At 32.9% G+C, this 20,291-nt stretch carries 16 protein-coding genes; all 16 read left to right on the plus strand.

Annotation, left to right across the window (positions count from 1 at the left end; translation table 11 throughout):
• Window positions 1-20: 20 nt before the first annotated feature.
• The 16 genes from KWG70_RS05445 to ruvA all read left to right on the plus strand — a co-directional run bounded on the left by KWG70_RS05445 (window position 21) and on the right by ruvA (window position 20,289).
• Entirely contained in the window at window positions 21-1,412 is a 1,392-nt protein-coding gene (locus KWG70_RS05445; RefSeq protein ID WP_230934964.1) for a quinol:cytochrome C oxidoreductase, read from the plus strand.
• 27 nt (window positions 1,413-1,439) lie between these two features.
• The gene (locus tag KWG70_RS05450; protein ID WP_230934965.1) at window positions 1,440-2,507 is read left to right on the plus strand and encodes a cytochrome c oxidase subunit II; all 1,068 of its coding nucleotides are present in this window, start codon (window positions 1,440-1,442) and stop codon (window positions 2,505-2,507) included.
• A gap of 23 nt (window positions 2,508-2,530) precedes the next feature.
• A complete protein-coding gene (locus KWG70_RS05455; protein ID WP_230934966.1) occupies window positions 2,531-4,321 on the plus strand; it encodes a cytochrome c oxidase subunit I in 1,791 nt (596 codons plus the stop codon).
• A gap of 69 nt (window positions 4,322-4,390) precedes the next feature.
• The gene (gene ruvB, locus KWG70_RS05460) at window positions 4,391-5,413 is read left to right on the plus strand and encodes a Holliday junction branch migration DNA helicase RuvB (protein ID WP_230934967.1); all 1,023 of its coding nucleotides are present in this window, start codon (window positions 4,391-4,393) and stop codon (window positions 5,411-5,413) included.
• 56 nt (window positions 5,414-5,469) lie between these two features.
• Entirely contained in the window at window positions 5,470-6,807 is a 1,338-nt protein-coding gene (locus KWG70_RS05465) for a cytochrome P450 (RefSeq protein ID WP_230934968.1), read from the plus strand.
• On the plus strand, window positions 6,804-7,730 hold the full coding sequence (gene queG / locus KWG70_RS05470) for a tRNA epoxyqueuosine(34) reductase QueG (protein WP_230934969.1): 927 nt from the start codon (window positions 6,804-6,806) through the stop codon (window positions 7,728-7,730). The genes KWG70_RS05465 and queG overlap by 4 nt, the downstream gene beginning before the upstream one ends.
• Window positions 7,731-7,775: 45 nt before the next feature.
• Window positions 7,776-9,617: a histidine kinase gene (locus KWG70_RS05475; RefSeq protein ID WP_230934970.1), complete on the plus strand. Its 1,842-nt coding sequence runs from the start codon at window positions 7,776-7,778 to the stop codon at window positions 9,615-9,617.
• A complete protein-coding gene (locus KWG70_RS05480) occupies window positions 9,610-10,347 on the plus strand; it encodes a LytR/AlgR family response regulator transcription factor (protein WP_230934971.1) in 738 nt (245 codons plus the stop codon). The genes KWG70_RS05475 and KWG70_RS05480 overlap by 8 nt, the downstream gene beginning before the upstream one ends.
• A gap of 114 nt (window positions 10,348-10,461) precedes the next feature.
• Entirely contained in the window at window positions 10,462-11,241 is a 780-nt protein-coding gene (locus KWG70_RS05485; protein ID WP_230934972.1) for a hypothetical protein, read from the plus strand.
• A gap of 189 nt (window positions 11,242-11,430) precedes the next feature.
• Entirely contained in the window at window positions 11,431-13,071 is a 1,641-nt protein-coding gene (locus KWG70_RS05490; protein ID WP_230934973.1) for a vitamin K epoxide reductase family protein, read from the plus strand.
• 83 nt (window positions 13,072-13,154) lie between these two features.
• Window positions 13,155-13,331, plus strand: coding sequence for a hypothetical protein (locus KWG70_RS05495; protein WP_230934974.1), 177 nt, complete (start codon window positions 13,155-13,157; stop codon window positions 13,329-13,331).
• Window positions 13,332-13,490: 159 nt separating this feature from the next.
• Window positions 13,491-13,658, plus strand: a complete 168-nt coding sequence (locus tag KWG70_RS05500) for a hypothetical protein (protein ID WP_230934975.1) — start codon at window positions 13,491-13,493, stop codon at window positions 13,656-13,658.
• Window positions 13,659-13,719: 61 nt separating this feature from the next.
• Entirely contained in the window at window positions 13,720-15,909 is a 2,190-nt protein-coding gene (locus KWG70_RS05505) for a peptidase domain-containing ABC transporter (RefSeq protein ID WP_230934976.1), read from the plus strand.
• An 18-nt stretch (window positions 15,910-15,927) separates the two neighbouring features.
• Window positions 15,928-17,220, plus strand: coding sequence for an HlyD family secretion protein (locus tag KWG70_RS05510; protein WP_230934977.1), 1,293 nt, complete (start codon window positions 15,928-15,930; stop codon window positions 17,218-17,220).
• 125 nt (window positions 17,221-17,345) lie between these two features.
• Entirely contained in the window at window positions 17,346-19,628 is a 2,283-nt protein-coding gene (locus tag KWG70_RS05515) for an NADP-dependent malic enzyme (RefSeq protein WP_230934978.1), read from the plus strand.
• A 79-nt stretch (window positions 19,629-19,707) separates the two neighbouring features.
• On the plus strand, window positions 19,708-20,289 hold the full coding sequence (gene ruvA / locus KWG70_RS05520) for a Holliday junction branch migration protein RuvA (protein WP_230934979.1): 582 nt from the start codon (window positions 19,708-19,710) through the stop codon (window positions 20,287-20,289).
• Window positions 20,290-20,291 lie beyond the last annotated feature (2 nt).

Consider the following 20,291-nt stretch of genomic DNA (forward strand, 5'->3'; position numbering starts at 1 on the left):
ATTTAGTTAAAGATTATATAATGGAATACAAAATTTCAAATAGACTAAGATTAACTGCTATTGTTTTAATGATAGTTGGAGTACTAGGTGTATCATACAGCTTTGTAACTTCAGGCAAAACATTTGAACAAGTAGAAACGATGTTGGCTAACGAATCTCATCATGGTGGAGGTCATGGAGAAGAAGCCGGTCATGATAAGGAAGCAGATCACGATACTCATGCATCAGAAGAATCTCATGCTGAAACAGCTGGTCATGATAATGCAGAAAGTCATGGAGCTCATGCTGAAGTAGATGAACATACTAAGCACGTTAACCATGTTATGCATGCTATGCACAAAAGACCTTGGGCTGCAATTTATGTAGCTGCATTTTTCTTTTTTATGATTGCACTTGGTGTATTGGCATTTTATGCTGTACAATATGCTGCTCAAGCAGGATGGTCACCATTACTTTTAAGAGTGATGGAAGGTATTACCGCATATATGCTGCCTGGAGCCTTAATCGTTTTAGGTATAGCAATTGCTTCTGGTTTGATAGGTCATTATGGCTTATTTGTATGGATGGATCCAGATGTAGTAGCTCATGATAAATTAATTCAAGGTAAATCAGGATGGTTGGATATCACTTGGTTTGGAGTTAGAGGATTAATATTTATTGCTGGTTGGTGGTTATACAGACACTTCTCTCGTAAATTCTCGATTGCTCAAGATAATGCAGACGACAATAAAAACTTTAAAAAGACATTCCGTATCTCGGCAGCATTTTTAGTATTCTTTTTATATACAGAATCTATGATGTCTTGGGATTGGATTATGAGTGTTGATCCTCACTGGTTCTCAACATTATTTGGATGGTATGTATTGGCAGGAATGATGGTTTGTGGTATCACTGTAATTGCAATGATTACTATTTATTTGAAATCAAAAGGATTGTTACCAAAAGTAAACGATAGTCATATCCATGATTTAGCGAAATTCATGTTTGGATTTAGCATTTTCTGGACGTACCTATGGTTCTCGCAGTTTATGTTGATATGGTACTCTAACATTCCAGAAGAGGTGACTTATTTCATAGCTAGATTTAACGATTATCAACTACCATTTTTAGGAATGGTGGCTATGAACTTTGTGTTCCCATTATTGATATTAATGAATAGTGATTATAAACGTATTCCATGGTTTGTGATCATGGCTGGTATCGTTATTTTAGTAGGTCACTATGTAGATATATTTAATATGATTATGCCAGCTACAGTGGGAGACCAATGGGCAATTGGCATACCAGAAATTAGCTCAATATTGTTATTCGCTGGATTGTTCATATTTATTGTATTTACAGCATTAACTAAAGCACCTTTAGAACCAAAACGAAATCCGTTCATCAAGGAAAGTGAACATTTCCATTATTAATAAAAATTATAAAGAACAGAAACGACAATGACTGCTTTTTTAACAATTATAATAGTAATTTTCATAGCTGTTGCCATTTGGCAAATGGTTAAGATATTTGATTTGGCTCAAGTAGGCGCTTCAAACGATCAAGTAGCTACAGATAAAGACAACAAGATTAATGGATATTTAATGATGGGGTTCTTAGTCTTCATTTATGCCATCACTATTGCTAGTTTTTGGTATTTAGGAGATTTACCTTTGATGTCTAATTCTGCTTCAGAGCACGGACCGCAACTTGACAATTTAATGATTATCTCTATGGTAATCATATTCATTGTTCAAACATTTACGCAATTCTTATTGCATTACTTTGCTTACAAGTACAAAGGAGAAAAAGGACGTAAAGCATTATTTTATGCAGATAATAATACATTAGAAGCGATCTGGACGTTTATTCCAGTGATTGTTTTAGCAGGTTTAATTATTTATGGTCTATTCACTTGGACAAGCATCATGAATATTGATGAAAGTGAAGATCCATTGGTAGTCGAATTATATGCACAACAGTTTAACTGGAAAGCACGTTACGCAGGTGATGATAATGTTTTGGGTATGGCTAATGTTAGATTGATTGATAATGACAGAGCAAATATCTTAGGTTTAGATGAGTCTGATCCTAATGCTCAAGATGATGTTATTACAACAGAACTACATTTACCAGTTGGAAGACCTGTATTATTTAAAATGCGTTCTCAAGATGTTTTACACTCTGCTTATATGCCGCACTTTAGAGCGCAAATGAACTGTGTACCAGGTATGATTACTCAGTTTGGGTTTACACCAACTGTAACTACCGCAGATATGCGTAAAAATCCTGATATTATTGAGAAAGTAGAGAATATCAACGCCATAAGAACAAAGAATAGAAAAGAAATAGAAGCTAAGGGAACGCAAGAAGTTATATATGAGTTTGATTACTTATTACTATGTAATAAAATTTGTGGAAAATCACACTACAATATGCAAATGAAGATTATTGTAGAAACTCAAGAGGAGTATGATGCTTGGATTAAAGAGCAAAAAACGTTCAAAAATTCTTTAACTAACAACTAAAAGATTAAAAAAGAAAATAGATTATGTCAGCACACGCAGATACTCACGCACACGACGATCACGGACATCATCATAAAGAGACTTTTGTAACTAAATATATATTTAGTCAAGATCATAAAATGATTGCTAAGCAGTACCTAATAACTGGTACTATTATGGGTGTTATTGGAGTTTTGATGTCAATAATGTTCCGTATGCAGATTGCATGGCCTGAGGAACCTAATGTATTGTTTGAAGCATTACTTGGAAAATGGGCTCCCGAAGGTGTTATGGATGCAGATATTTATTTGGCATTAGTAACCATTCATGGTACCATAATGGTATTCTTTGTATTAACTGCAGGATTGAGTGGTACATTTAGTAACTTATTAATTCCGTTGCAAATTGGAGCACGAGATATGGCATCTGGTTTCCTTAATATGGTGTCGTATTGGTTATTCTTCTTATCTAGTGTAGTGATGATTATTTCACTATTCGTAGAAGCTGGACCAGCGGCAGCAGGATGGACCATTTACCCACCTTTAAGTGCGTTACCAATGGCACAAGGTGGTTCAGGAATGGGTATGACCTTATGGTTAGTATCTATGGCTATCTTTATTGCATCCTCGCTACTAGGATCGTTAAATTATATCGTAACAGTTATTAATTTACGTACTAAAGGAATGTCTATGACAAGATTACCATTAACAATCTGGGCATTCTTTGTAACAGCTATTATTGGTGTGGTGTCTTTCCCAGTATTATTATCTGCTGCTTTATTATTAATCATGGATAGAAGTTTTGGAACATCATTCTTCTTATCTGATATTTTCATTCAAGGTGAAGTATTGCATTACCAAGGAGGTTCTCCAGTATTGTTTGAACACTTATTCTGGTTCTTAGGTCACCCTGAAGTATATATTGTATTACTACCTGCATTAGGTATTACGTCCGAAATTATTGCTACTAACTCCCGTAAACCTATTTTTGGTTATCGAGCGATGGTAATGTCAATTTTAGCCATTGCCTTCTTATCAACGATAGTTTGGGGTCACCATATGTTTATCTCAGGAATGAATCCATTCTTAGGTTCTGTATTTACTTTTACAACCTTATTAATTGCAATTCCTTCTGCAGTAAAAGCATTTAACTATATCACCACACTCTGGAAAGGTAACCTCCAGATGAACCCAGCAATGCTATTCTCAATTGGTTTAGTATCTACGTTCATCACAGGTGGTCTTACAGGTATTATCTTAGGTGATAGTGCATTAGATATTAACGTTCATGATACGTACTTCGTTGTAGCGCATTTCCACTTAGTAATGGGTATATCTGCGCTTTACGGAATGTTTGCAGGAATCTACCATTGGTTCCCAAAAATGTTTGGTCGTATGCTAAATAAAAACCTTGGATATTTACATTTCTGGGTAACGGCAATATGTGCTTATGGTGTATTTTTTCCAATGCACTTTATAGGTATGGCAGGTTTACCAAGACGTTATTATACAAACTCTAACTTCCCATTATTTGATGACACCGCAAATGCTAATGTTGTGATTACAATATTTGCAATTGTAGGTGGTATTTTCCAATTGGTATTCTTATGGAATTTCTTCTACTCTATTTTCTACGGAAAGAGAACAGTACAGAATCCTTGGAGATCAAATACATTAGAATGGACTGCTCCAATAGAGCATATGCATGGTAACTGGCCAGGAGAAATTCCTCATGTACACCGTTGGGCTTACGATTATAGTAAACCAGGACATGATGAAGATTTCGTGCCTCAAAATGTGCCATTATATGATGGAGAAGAAGAATTGCAACATTAAAAATTCTTTATATAATATTGAAAAGCCTTTCGTAACTATCGAAAGGCTTTTTGTTTATATTTGTGTTATATGAACGAAAACCTAGATCCAACAAATGATAATTTTTCTCCAGAAGAACTGGATGTAGAAAAAAAATTAAGACCACTATCCTTTGATGATTTTACTGGTCAGGATCAGGTGTTGGAAAATCTTCAAATTTTTGTTCAGGCTGCGAATGGTAGAGATGAAGCTCTAGATCATACCTTGTTTCATGGACCTCCTGGACTTGGTAAGACAACATTAGCCCATATCCTAGCTAGTGAACTTAATGTAGGTATAAAGGTAACCTCTGGACCAGTTTTGGATAAACCAGGAGACTTAGCGGGACTATTGACGAACCTTGACGATCGTGATGTATTGTTTATTGATGAGATCCATAGGTTAAGTCCTATTGTTGAAGAGTATTTATACTCGGCAATGGAAGACTACAAAATCGATATTATGATCGAGTCTGGACCAAATGCTAGAACGGTTCAAATTAATTTAAACCCGTTTACCTTAGTTGGAGCAACAACACGCTCAGGGTTACTAACTTCGCCTATGCGAGCACGTTTTGGAATTCAAAGCCGACTTCAATATTACAACACCGAATTGTTAACGACCATCGTACAGCGTAGTGCTTCCATTTTAGATGTACCCATTTCTATGGAGGCCGCTGTCGAAATTGCTGGGCGAAGCCGAGGCACACCTCGAATTGCTAATGCATTACTTCGAAGAGTTCGTGACTTTGCACAAATAAAAGGAAACGGAAATATTGACATAAAGATCGCTAAGTTTGCTTTAGAGGCGCTTAATGTAGATGCACATGGTTTAGACGAAATGGATAACAAAATTTTAGAAACCATCATTGATAAATTTAAAGGTGGCCCAGTTGGGATTACCACATTGGCTACTGCTGTTAGTGAAAGTGCCGAAACCATAGAAGAAGTATATGAGCCCTTTTTGATACAACAAGGGTTTATAATGCGAACACCTCGCGGACGGGAAGTGACAGAACTGGCTTATAAACATCTTGGAAAAATTAAAGGTCCAATACAAGGCGGTTTGTTTTAGTATAACACTTCAATTGGTTTTAAAACGTATTATACTATCAAAGGAAATCATACATAATGAATCCAAAAAAAGAAATACCTACTGTTCCTTTAAAACGTTTCTTGAAGCATTCATTAGATATTTTAAAAAACCCATTACCATTTCATCATCGCAACTTTATAGAACAAGGCGATGTGTTTAGATTGAAAATTGGATTCAATACTAGCGTATTTTTTTGTAGAGATGCTGCTTTGGCCGAGTATGTCCTTCAAAAGAATCAACGCAATTATGTCAAGTCTAAAATTCAAACCGAAGATTTAGTAAAATATGTTGGTAAAGGATTATTAACTTCAGAGGGAGATCATTGGCGTAAGCAACGAAAACTCATTCAGCCTGCGTTTCATAAAAAACAATTAGAAAACTTATTGGAATCTATTCATGATGCAATTACTTCAGAGTTTCAACGAATACAGCCTGGTGAAGTCTTAGATATATTTCCAATTTTAAATGATCTCGCATTTCAAGCTGTCGTAAAATCCTTATTTAGTAGTGCTGCAAATCAAGATGATATAAGCCGTTTACAGCATATTACCGAGACAGCTCAAAAAATGCTTGTCAAAGAATTACGTCAACCTTATCTAGGTTGGTGGTTTAAAGCAAGTGGTGAAATTAAAAAACACATTGGCTTAACTCGGGAAGCTAGAGACATATTAAAGCGTATTGTTCATGAAAGACGCAAATCCAATACACGAGAAAATGATTTATTAGATATACTTCTTGATGCTAAATATGATGATGGTAAATCAATGAGTGAGGAGCAACTTATAGATGAAATTTTAATTTTATTTACAGCAGGGCACGAGACGACATCTAATTCGTTAACATTTACATGTCAACTTCTAGCTTTACATCCCGAATGGCAAGAAAAAATATATGAAGACTATATAGCCATACACCAAAAGGCGGACGATTTGATGACTATCGTTACGCAATCTAAAGTTTGTCAACAAGTTATTGAAGAATCAATGCGGCTATATCCTCCAGCCTATTTTATTGATCGTGTAAATGTTGCAGAAGACCATTTCAATGGCATGCAATTTAAAGCAGGCTCCAATATCTTGTTTTCAGTTTACGAAATGCATCGCCATCCAAATTTGTGGGATAAGCCAAACGAATTTATACCTGAGCGATTTTCGGAAGGTGGACGGAAATTTTCGTCGCAATATTTCCCATTTGGCGCAGGACCAAGAAAATGCATAGGAAATAATTTTGCTATGTTTGAAATGATTATGGCCATGTCTGAATTAGTAAAGACTTTTAAAATATATCCAGATTTTGAAGCAATAGACATAACACCATTAATTACCTTAAAGCCTAAAAATGCGTTTTTAAAATTTGAAAAGCGAAACAAATGACTGCAAATAAATCTAAATACAGCAAGTTTATAAAAACAGAAGCCAAACGTCTTGGTTTTTTATCTTGTGGTATTAGTAAAGCAGAGTTTTTAGAAGAAGAAGCACCACGATTGGAAACATGGCTTAAAAATAACGCGCATGGTGAGATGCGGTATATGGAAAATCATTTTGATAAACGCCTTGATCCAACCAAATTGGTTGAAGGTTCTAAAAGTGTGGTGTCTTTATTATTAAACTATTTTCCTTCGGAAATTCAAAATACCGAAAGTTATAAACTCTCTAAGTATGCCTTTGGAACCGATTATCATTTTGTGATTAAAGATAAGTTAAAACAACTATTGCACAGTATTCAGAATGAAATAGGAGATGTTCATGGTCGAGCCTTTGTAGATTCGGCACCTGTGCTAGATAAAGCTTGGGCAGCAAAATCAGGTTTGGGGTGGATTGGGAAGCACAGTAATTTATTAACGCAGCAAGTAGGATCGTTTTATTTTATTGCTGAATTGATTATTGATCTGGATTTAGAATATGATCATATTGTTTCAGATCATTGTGGTACATGCACAGCATGTATTGATGCTTGTCCTACGCAAGCCATTACTGAGCCTTATGTTGTGAATGGAAGCAAATGTATCTCTTATTTTACGATTGAATTAAAAGATAATATTCCTTCAGAATTCAAAGGACAATTCGATGATTGGATGTTTGGTTGCGATGTGTGCCAAGATGTTTGTCCGTGGAATCGTTTTTCAAAAGCACATAGTGAACCATTGTTTAATCCGCATCCTGAGTTATTATCAATGACAAAAAAGGATTGGGAAGAAATTACTAAGGATACATTTAATAAAGTATTTAAAAAATCTGCTGTAAAACGCACTAAATTTGAAGGTTTAAAGCGTAATATTAGCTTTTTAGATACTTAATACTTTAATTTTGATAAGACCTCTATAACACTTAAAAGATAAAAAATGCTAAGACAATTTTATTTTATTCTTTTTCTATTATTGATTGGTTGTGGTCAAAAAAGCCATGATGAACGGCTTAAAAATGATATCAATACATTAAAGAAATTACAAGATTTATCTAGTAAAGAGGTTAACGATTCAACATTATTATATCTCAATGAAGCTAAAAGAATCATAGATGCTAATGATGACATACCAGATACGCTTCGGCTTGAGAATATATTTTTAAAAGGATATTATTATAGGCGTATTAATAAGATAGATTCGGCATCTTATTATTTTCATAAAACAATAGATTTAATTGAAGCACCAAATTCAAGATATAGAAACTTGGTATATTATAGAAATACTTGGGAAACAGATGAAAATAATAGCAAACTCGCAAATGCAATTAGCACAGCACAAAAGTTTGTTGATATTTCTGATGAAGATAAAAATGCTAAAGGACTCACCTATGCCTATAATTTTCTTGAACGTGTTAATTTAGATCTTGGCAACTACGATAAAGCATTATATTTTAATGCCAAAACCTTAAAAGCTGCTAAGAAATCTTCAGATACAGCAATGTATGTGATCACATCAATTTCTAGAGCTCACCAATTGTATAGTTTAGGAAAAAAAGAGCAGGCTTATAAGCTTCTTGACAGTGTAGATCATATCAAAACAGTTCCTAAAGATGTAAGGAGGCAGATATTTCGAAATTATGGAGCTCTGTATTTTTATGATGGAGAATATACTAAGGCTATAGAGAAATATAAACATGCCATAGAATTTTCTAAAGCCACAGAGGGTAATAAAAATTATAATTTGATTGAATCTTATAATAATATTGCTGAGGCTTATATAGAAAAAGGAGATTACCCATTAGCTAAAATATATTTAGATTCTACTCGGGCTATAATTCAACCTAATTCATTTCCTGACTATGTTACTTTTTATCATGAATTAAGGTTTAAACTCAATTATCTAACTAAAACTAATGAGGATGAAATACTCGAAGAGTATTTGGGTTTAATAGCAGGTAATAATAAACAGCATGAAGAAAAAATAAAAGAAGAACTCATAGCGTTAAAATTATCTAACGAAAAAGAGCAAGATGCATTAACGAAAAAGAAAGAAGCTGAGATTACTAATGTAAAGTTAATGTCTCTATTAGGGTTTTCTATATTGTTGCTTTTGATTGGGTATTTGTTTTACAGACAAAGACGATTTAAATTTGAAAAGCAAGACTTACAAATGCAACAGCGCTTATTACGATCTCAAATGAGTCCGCATTTTATGTTTAACACGTTGTCTGCAATTCAAAATCAAATAAAAGGGAATCAAAAAGGTGCAGTGAATTATCTAATGAAATTTTCTAGATTATTGAGATTGATTTTAGAAAATTCATTACATAATTATGTTGAAATAGACAGTGAGTTAGAATCACTGCGGAAGTATATAGATTTACAATTATTACGATTTCCTAATCAGTTTGAGTATACAATTTCATTAGAAAATTTTGAAGAAGATGAAGGGGTTTGTATTCCTCCAATGCTACTTCAACCTTTTGTTGAGAATAGTATCGAACATGGATTTTTAGGAATTAATTACAAAGGACAAATACATATAAAATTAGAATTACAAGACAAACATATACTATGCGAAATAGAAGACAATGGTATTGGCTTACAACCTCTTAATAAAGCTTATCGAAAATCGGTGTCTACACAATTGATTTCAACGTTTATTTATAAAACAACTAAACAGAAAGTTATAACTTTAGATAAGAAAAATGAAAACCTTTCCAGTTCAGGAGTCATTGTTAAATTTTTAATTCCATATAAATTTTCAGAACATGATTAGAGCAATAATAATTGATGATGAAGCTTATGTAAGAACTATCGTGAGTGATAAATTATCACAATACTTCAGTAATGAAATTGAAATTATTAGCGAGGCTGATAGTGTTGAATCTGGAGTGAAAATCATTGAAGATAAGAACCCAGATTTACTTTTTCTAGATATTCAGCTGAGAGATGGAACCAGTTTTGATATGTTAAATACAATAAAAGATAAAAATTTTGATGTCATATTTATAACAGGTTTTGATGACCATGCTATTAAAGCAATAAAGGTTGGAGCCTTAGACTATATTTTAAAACCTATTGATGATGAAGAGTTTAAAGAAGCGGTAAAGAAAGCCATCGATAATAGTAAAGAGGAAAATAATATCGAAAAACTGGTTGAAATATCAAGTGAATATTTTCAAGGAGTAAAAAAGAAACGGATTGTTTTAAAAACACTAGAAAATGTATATGCAGTGTATGAAGATGATATTTTATATTGTAGATCTGAAGGTAACTATACTACATTCTATACCAAACAATCTGAGAAAATATTAGTATCTAAGTCTATGAAAAAAGTATTAGAGTTGTTATCCGAAGATATTTTTATTAGATGTCATCAATCATATTTAGTTAACAAAAAACATGTGTTAAGATATAATAAACAGGGCGTTTTAGTAATTATTAATGAGATTAAAGTTCCTGTTTCTAGTCGAAGAAAGGATTACGTTATTGAAAAAATTTTTTGAGATACGAATTTGAAATCAAAGCCTACGAATTTGAATTTAGTAATGGTCGAATTTGAAATCTTCATTTTTAAAAGTGATTATTTATTAAATTACAAAGAAAAATAGCTATCCATCATGAAAAAAAATCACAAATTATTAGTCGTATTCTGCCTACTCATTAGTTTCAACTCTTGCGAAAAAGAGACTGTAAATGACTACGAAATAAATAGTAAAAATACACAAATAACAGATGTGTATTCTAGAGCAAAAGCTCAAACACAAACACAAACAAGCGATTCAGAAGCATTAGAAAATAACATGCAATGGGTAGCCTATATGACGGCACAAATATTAATAAAGGACGTCAATGCTACAAATCAATTTATGAGCAGATATAATTCTGGAATGATTAATAATGATTACTCAATTATTAGATTATCGGAGTTATTAAACAATCAACAAACAAATCAATCCTTTCGGGATGCTTTTGAAAATGAGTTCAATATTTTTACTGGAGAGATACATAATCCATGTGATAATCAAGGCAAGCCAAAATTACGCCCAACTCCTCCACCATGTAGTCCACCTCCATGTGTTTTACCAAATGAAGATATATTTGAAATCTATGTAGATTATTTAATATCAGAGCATTGTTTGGAGATTTATGTGAGTGGTGGTCTTGATTTATCGCAAAGTATAACGTCTTCTGCTCATCCATTGAATACGACCAATATTAATGCTGGATTTGAGCATTTTAATTTGAATCAATGCTTGGTTAATGAAGTCACTATAGATGGTAATGGAGTAGGTAATCTGTATACCAATTTAATTGTTGTAAGACCTTATAGAGAAATACATGAATGTGATTATCTTCAATTTCCAAACATCCCTGATTTCTCACAATTCCCGTATTAAGAATTCTAAACACTCATACTCTAAAGCTTTTTGATTCATGTCAAGAAGCTTTTTTATTTAAAACTATTTCCATTCAACGAATTTGAAATGGTTACGATCACTTATGAATTTACAGTAGCATAGTGCTGTTTTTTTTATGATTTTCAACATAGCAAATGACATATAATTCATAATCAAAAGTGTATAGCTATGCAAGATCAACTCTATAAGATACTTGAGAAACTGATTGTTAAAACTAATATTCAAGTTAATAAGGAAGAACTTAAACTTCAATTTTCAAGCCATCCGTCCTATCCAAGCTTACATGCTCTAACAGGTGTTTTAGACCATTTTAATATACCAAACCTAGCACTGCGTTTAGCTGTTAATGAAGACATGTTACAACAGCTTCCTAAACACTTTATTGCAAACATTGAGAGCGATCAAAAGGATATTTTGGTATTAATTGAAAAGAAAAAAAATGGAATTAAAATAACAAGCAACCCTAGAGAAAATAAAATAATTACTAACGAGGAATTTTTAAAACGATGGAATGGGATTGTTGTCGCCATAGAAAAAGATGAAACCGTAAAAGAAACATTTGAGAGCCCAACTAAAAAAATGGCTAAATGGATCTTATCTGGACTTGGGATATTACTAGTTGGATATCTTATATTATCAAATAACAGTGTATTTGCCAGCACACATTTTTTACTAAGTATTGTAGGTTTAATAATTAGCGTGTTTATATTAAATCATGAACTGGGATTACAATCAAATACAACAAATAATTTTTGTAATCTATCAGAACATACAAGTTGTGATGCCGTATTAAATTCTAAAGGAGCTTCATTTTTTGGCATATTAAAATTGAGTGATATTAGTATCATTGTCTTTTCTTGCTATTGTTTATGTTGGTTATTATTCTTTGTAAGTGGAACTTCCAATTATTCAATACTGTCAATAGCTACGTTATTGGCATTTCCTTTTGTAGTTTATTCGTTATACTATCAATATAGCGTTGTAAAAAAATGGTGTCCATTATGCTTGAGTATAGCATCAGTTTTAATACTACAAATTACAGCTTTAGTTGTCTTTGGTGCTTTTTTTAAAACGATAAGGATTGATGTACAAACAATGGTTTTGTTTTCTATGGCGACATTAACTTCAATAGGAGTATGGAGCTTTATAAAACCATTATTAAGAAAAAAAGAAGTCCTAGAAAAAACAGAAATAGCCCATTATAAGTTCAAACGTAATTTTTCATTATTTAATGTACTTCTTAATGAAGGGGATGCTTTTAGCGCTTTTAATTCAATACCAGGTGAAATAGTTCTAGGTAATAAAGATGCAAAGATTGAAGTGGTATTAGTAACAAGCCCTTTTTGTTACTACTGTAAAAAAGCCCACAGAGATATTGACCAGCTTTTACATAGAATAGGTGACAAAGTCAAGCTAATCATAAGGTTTAATGCAAATGTTAATAATCCAGATGATCAACTCTTTCAAGTTGCGTCGAGACTTCTCAAAATATATAATACTCAAAGCAAAAACGAAATTTTAAAAGCTCTTAATGAAGTATATAGTGATGATGTTAATCTTGAACATTGGATAAATCACAAACCATATGAAGTTTCGGTCTTTTATAATACAATTTTAAAGATCCAAAGCGATTGGTGTCAAACTAATGCGATTAATTTCACGCCTGCTTTATATATAAATAACAAACTATTTCCGAAAGAATATGATAGAAAAGATCTCATCTATTTCATTGATGATCTCACAGAACAACTTGATACTACTATTTCTACTAATTCAAGAGTTGAAAGCAATACATCAATGGCATCTTAAGAAGTTTCTCGCGCGGAGATAGACACAAACTGTGAGTGTCTCTAAATGTTCACGACTATTTTAAACTTTATAAATAATTTATTATGAAAAATTTATTAAAAACAGAAGGTTCTAAAAAGCTTAGTAAAACAGAGCAGAAATCTATTAATGGTGGAGGTGAATGGTGGTATGATGCTCTCTTAATTCCTTGTGATGAAGGTTGTCCTCCATCAATGCCAAGTTGTTTAAATGGATTCTGTTCAGACTATAACATTAGATAGGCTAATTAAACTAGGGTTATGATATCGTATCCCTAGTTTTTTTATGTGTAATCAATTAAAAAACTATACAATTTAAAGATACTTTTTCGCGAAGAGTAGACACAAACTGTGAGTGTCTCTAAATGTTCACTTTAGTAATAATTCTTAAATAAATTCATTATGAAAAATTTATTAAATGTAGAAGGAGCTCAACAATTGACTAAATCAGAACAACGCTCTATCAACGGAGGGCATAACTGTATTTACGGTTGTCCAACACATCTTCCAGGTTGTAAGTGTGTTAGTGGCGTTTGTCAAGGTCCTATCTATTGTCATGTTAATAGATAATTAACTCCTTTAGAAGCTATCTGTGTTTACAGATGGCTTCTTTTTAAACTGAAATCAATAATTGAAGAAAAAATTTCCAACATATAAACAAACAGAGGCTAAAGATTGTGGCCCAACATGCATTAAGATTATTGCTAAACATTATGGTAAAACCATAAATACGCAACAATTAAGACAGTTAAGTGAAACCACAAGAGAGGGAAGTAGTTTATTAGGATTGAGTGAAGCCGTCGAATCTATTGGATTTCGTTCTCTAGGCGTCAAATTATCGTATAAAAAATTAAAAGAAGCATCATTACCTTGTATACTACATTGGAATAAAAATCATTATGTCGTACTCTACAAAATTAAAAAGGGTAAAGCTTATGTGTCTGATCCAGCACATGGATTATTAACCTATAGCAAGGCAGATCTTATTAAGTCTTGGATTGGCAATAATGCTAATGAAACTACAGAAGAAGGTGTGGCACTAATGATAGCGCCAACACCAAAATTTTATAAATCTGAATTTGATGACGCTCAAAAATTTGGTTTTAGCTTTATCTTTAAGTACCTCTTTCAATACAAAAGATTTATCATTCAATTAATCATTGGTCTATTGGCAGGAAGTTTATTACAGTTAATTCTTCCTTTTCTAACTCAAAGTATTGTAGATATTGGTATAAATAACAGAGATTTAAACTTTATTTACCTTATTCTTTTTGCTCAAATAGCATTGTTTTTGGGCAAAGCTAGTTTAGAAATTATTAGAAGTTGGATTTTATTACACTTAAGCACACGTATTAATATTTCATTGATTTCAGATTTCTTCATTAAACTAATGAAATTACCAATATCCTATTTTGATGTACGAATGACAGGTGATTTATTACAACGTATTAACGATCATAAACGAATTGAACGCATACTTACAACATCGTCATTAACCGTGTTATTTTCCTTTTTTAATTTAATTATATTTAGCTTGGTTTTAGGCTATTATAGTCTTCAAATATTTTCAATTTTTGTAATTGGAAGTGTTTTTTACTTCACATGGGTTTTATTTTTCTTTAAAAAAAGAGCAGAACTAGACTACAAAAGATTTGCCGAAATAAGTGATGAGCAAAGTAAAGTTATTGAGCTTATAAGCGGTATGCAAGAAATCAAATTACATAATGCTGAAAAACGGATGCGATGGAACTGGGAATATGTACAAGTGCGTTTGTTTAAAATTGCTTCTAAAAATTTAGCCTTAGAGCAAACACAAAGTGTTGGTTCTAATTTTATTAATGAACTAAAGAATATGCTTATTACTGTGTTATCGGCTAAACTAGTTATTGATGGAGATATCACTTTAGGAATGATGCTAGCTATTAGCTATATCGTTGGCCAATTAAATGGACCAATTAATCAACTTATAAGTTTTATGAGAGATGTCCAAGATGCTAAAATATCTATAGATCGTTTAGGAGAAATCCACAATATGAGTGAAGAAGAGGTAGAAGGGGAAAAGAAGATAACATCAATTCCAGAGAATGCAACAATAGAACTAAAGAAAATTTCATTTCGGTATACAGGGGCATTAAAACCAGTACTCAAAAATCTCTCTCTTACAATACCAGCAAATAAAACTACAGCAATTGTAGGTGTTAGCGGCTCTGGTAAAACAACATTAATGAAAATATTATTACGTTTTTATGAGCCAGATAAAGGCGAAATTAACATTGACAAATTTAATTCAAACATAATTTCTCAAAAAACATGGAGATCACATTGTGGTGTGGTGATGCAAGAAGGTTATGTGTTCAATGATACCATCGCTAATAATATTGCAGTTGGTCAAGATCACATTGATGAAAAAAGGTTAGCTCACGCTATAGATGTTGCTAATATTTCAGATTATATAGATGGCTTACCCCTAGGTTACAACACTAAAATTGGAGCAGAAGGATCGGGGTTAAGCACAGGGCAAAAGCAACGCTTGTTTATTGCTAGAGCCATTTATAAAGATCCAAAATTCTTATTTTTTGATGAGGCGACTTCTGCTTTAGACGCCAATAATGAGAGTGTTATCATGAAAAAGCTAGATGCTTTTTTTAAAGATAAAACAGCAGTCGTAATTGCGCATCGATTGAGTACAGTAAAAAACGCGCATCAAATTGTGGTATTAGACAAAGGAAAAATTGTTGAAATAGGAAATCACAATACATTAATAGCACAAAAAGGAAATTATTACAATTTGGTGAAAAATCAATTAGAGTTAGGAAACTAAACAAGTCAACTAAAAAATATGCCATATACGTCCAACAACATAGAACTTCGTAGCGAACAGGTTCAAGATATACTTACTGCGATCCCTAATTGGATGATACGTTGGGGAAACTCATTAATATTTGTCCTATTATTAATGTTATTGGCAATATCTTGGTTTGTAAAATATCCAGATATAATAAATGCAAATGCTATAATTACAACTGAAATTCCTCCGCAAAAAGAATATGCAAAATTGACAGGAAGACTGAGTGCCTTGTTTGTTTCAGACAATGAAAAGGTAACCAATGCGCAACCTTTGGCAATTATAAAGAACACGGCAAATTATGAAGATGTATTTATGTTAAAACGAATCATAGATACCATAACAATTAATACAAAAACGTTTAACTTTCCAATCGATAGTGTTCCTGTTCTTTTTCTTGGTGATATTGATACACAATATGCCTTGTTTGAGAATAGTTATATTCAGTATAAATTAAATAAAGAACTTCAACCTTTTTCAAATGAAGCTCTAGCAAATCAATATTCTATTTCAGAATTACACAGAAGACTTCAAAGTTTGAGATCTCAAAGAGATATTAATGAAAAAGAGCTAGAGTTTAAAAATAAAGAATTGCTACGCCATAAATCTTTATTTGATAAAGGTGTTATTTCTGCTCAGGATTATGAAAATAAAGAGTTAGAATACGCGCTTACAAAACGTAATTATAAAAATTTTGAAACGTCGATTTCTCAAATAAAAGAAGGTATTAGTAATGCTCGTAAAACATCCAAAGGCTCAGAGATTAATAAAATTAAAGAAGAAATGAGCCTACTTAAAAATGTCATACAATCTTTTAACCAATTAAAAAACGCTATAGCAAACTGGGAACAAAAATATGTGCTTCAATCTAGTATTGATGGACGCGTATCGTTTTTAAATTATTACAGTACCAACCAAACTGTAAACCAAGGTGATTTGGTATTTACAATCATACCTAAAGAAAGCTCAACATTTATAGCCAAATTAAAAACACCTGCTCAAAACTCAGGTAAAATTAAAATCAATCAAAAAGTGAATGTTAAAGTGGATAACTTTCCAGATACCGAATTTGGCGTTTTAAAAGGCGTAGTGAGATATATTTCGGCTATTCCAGATAAAGAAGGTTGGTATCTTGTAGACGTAGAGTTGCCTAAAGAATTAATTACATCTTACAATAAAAAAATAGATTTTAAACAGGAGATGTTAGGGTCTGCTGAAATTATAACAGAAGACTTACGTTTAATTCAAAGATTTTTCTATCAGTTTAGAGAGGTATTTAATCGATAATTCAGAAATGAGTTGATAGGATCTCTCCTGTATTTATATTCCTCTTTCTCATAAAACACTTACATTTGCAATTCGGTTTGTTTACAAAAACAAAAATTGCAAATTGATTAATTCGTGTACAATATATGAGCAAGCAAAGTAAACGTAGAGAAGCTTTAGTATATCACGCTAAACCAACTCCTGGTAAAATTCAGGTCGTTCCTACTAAAAAATATGCAACACAAAGAGATTTATCCTTAGCCTATTCTCCAGGAGTTGCAGAGCCTTGTCTAGAGATTGAAAAAGATAAGAACAACGTCTATAAATACACAGCCAAAGGCAACTTGGTCGCCGTTATTTCAAATGGAACTGCTGTTTTAGGTTTGGGTAACATAGGACCAGAAGCTTCAAAACCAGTAATGGAAGGTAAAGGTTTATTGTTTAAGATCTTTGCCGATATTGATGTGTTTGATATTGAAGTTGATACCGAAAACATAGATGAGTTTATTGAAACGGTAAAACATATCGCTCCAACATTTGGAGGGATTAATCTGGAAGATATTAAAGCTCCCGAAGCCTTTGAAATTGAACGTCGTCTTAAAGAGGAGTTGGATATTCCTGTAATGCATGACGATCAACATGGAACAGCCATTATTTCTGCTGCTGCTTTATTGAATGCTCTTGAATTAGCCGAGAAAAATATTGAAGATATTAGGATTGTTATAAGTGGTGCTGGTGCTGCAGCTATTTCATGTTCAAGATTATATCAAGCCTGTGGTGCGAAACGGGAACATATGGTGATGCTAGATAGTAAGGGAGTTATAAGAGATGACCGTGAAAATCTGACAACAGAAAAAGCCGAGTTTGCAACACACCGAAAAATAGATACACTTGATGAAGCTATGAAAGATGCCGATGTGTTTATTGGCCTGTCAAAAGCAGATATTGTATCTCAAGAGATGTTAAAAGTGATGGCAAAAAACCCGATTGTTTTTGCTATGGCTAATCCAGACCCAGAAATAAAATATCAATTAGCAATAGATACGCGTGATGACATTATTATGGCTACAGGTCGAAGTGATCATCCTAATCAAGTAAATAATGTTCTAGGGTTTCCATTTATTTTTAGAGGAGCTTTAGATGTTCGTGCAACAAAGATTAATGAAGAAATGAAAATGGCTGCGGTCTATGCGTTAGCAAAATTAGCTAAAGAGCCAGTGCCAGAGCAAGTGAACATTGCTTATGGTGAAACACGTTTAACTTTTGGTAGAGATTATATCATTCCTAAACCTTTCGACCCAAGGCTAATTGCCGAAGTTCCTCCAGCTGTTGCAAAGGCAGCTATGGAAAGCGGTGTTGCTCAAGAACCAATAGAAGATTGGGACAAGTATAAAGACATATTGTTGGAACGATTAGGTTCTGATAATAAAATCGTTAGACTGCTTTTAAATCGAGCAAAACTTAATCCAAAACGTGTTGTATTTGCTGAAGCAGATCAGTTAGATGTTTTAAAAGCTGCACAGATTGTTTATGACGAAGGTATCGCAATCCCGATATTATTAGGGCGTCGTGATAAGATTCTTTCTCTAATGGAAGAGATCGAATTTGAAGGCGATTTAGAAATTATCGATCCAAAATCTGACGAAGAAGAAGAACGTAAAAATAAATATGCTAAAGTATATTGGCAGCAACGTAAACGTAAAGGTGTCACGTTGTATTCTGCTGAAAAATTAATGCGTGAACGCAATTACTATGCAGCAATGATGGTTAATGAAGGTGATGCAGATGCATTGATCTCTGGATATTCAAGAAGTTATCCTTCGGTAGTAAAACCAATGTTAGAGCTTATTGGTCTAGCACCTGGTTCTACCCGAATTGCGACCACTAATGTAATGATGACACAGCGCGGACCAATGTTTTTAAGTGATACTTCTATTAATATAAACCCAACAGCAAATGATTTAACAAGAATTGCTCAAATGACAGCTGGTGTTGTTAAAATGTTTGGAATGGAGCCTGTAATGGCAATGATTTCATACTCAAACTTTGGCTCATCAAAAAATCAAACAGCAATTAAAGTTAGAGAGGCCGTGGAGTATTTGCATAAAAGACATCCAAACTTAATCGTAGATGGTGAGTTACAAACCGATTTTGCACTCAATAGTGAAATGCTACAGGATATATTTCCGTTTTCTAAACTCGCAGGTAGAAAGGTAAATACACTTATTTTTCCAAATTTAGAGTCGGCAAATATTACCTACAAATTGTTGAAAGAACTTAATAAAGCAGACTCTATAGGGCCTATTATGATGGGAATGAGAAAACCAGCTCATATACTTCAGTTAGATGCAAGTGTTGATGAAATTGTAAACATGGCTGCTATAGCCGTAATTGATGCGCAACAGAAAAGTAAAAAGAGAAGTGAATAAGCATAGCGTTTTAGCCAACTGATGACCTTTGAAATGTAAATAATTTTATTACATTTGAGTTTTTAACGAAAGCGCGTAAATGATTACACATATTCAAGGTAAATTGGTGGAAAAAAACCCAACAGATGTTGTTATAGATTGTAACGGTGTTGGCTACCTTTTAAACATATCCTTACATACGTTTTCTCAGATTCCAGATAGAGAGGCTCTCAAATTATATACGCACTTAATCGTAAGAGAGGATTCGCATACGCTATATGGTTTCTCTTCAGTAGCTGAACGTGAAATTTTTAAACTTTTATTATCGGTTAGTGGTATAGGAGCAAATACTGCTCGTACAATGCTATCGTCATTATCTCCGCAGCAGGTAAAAGAAGGGATTGCTCATGGAGATGTGGCATTAATTCAATCCATTAAAGGCATTGGAGCTAAAACTGCAGCACGTGTTATACTGGATTTAAAGGACAAAGTGCTAAAAGTTTACGATATTGACGAAGTTTCTGTTAATAAAAACAATACCAACAAAGATGAAGCGTTATCAGCTTTAGAAGTTTTGGGGTTTGCTAAAAAGCAGTCCGAACGTATTGTGGATAAGATTGTGTCTCAGCAACCAGACGCAAGTGTTGAGACTATTATTAAAGAAGCTTTAAAAAATTTATAAAA

Origin of the sequence: Psychroserpens luteolus (assembly GCF_021032705.1) — a bacterium.
Classification (GTDB): Bacteria; Bacteroidota; Bacteroidia; order Flavobacteriales; family Flavobacteriaceae; genus Psychroserpens; species Psychroserpens luteolus.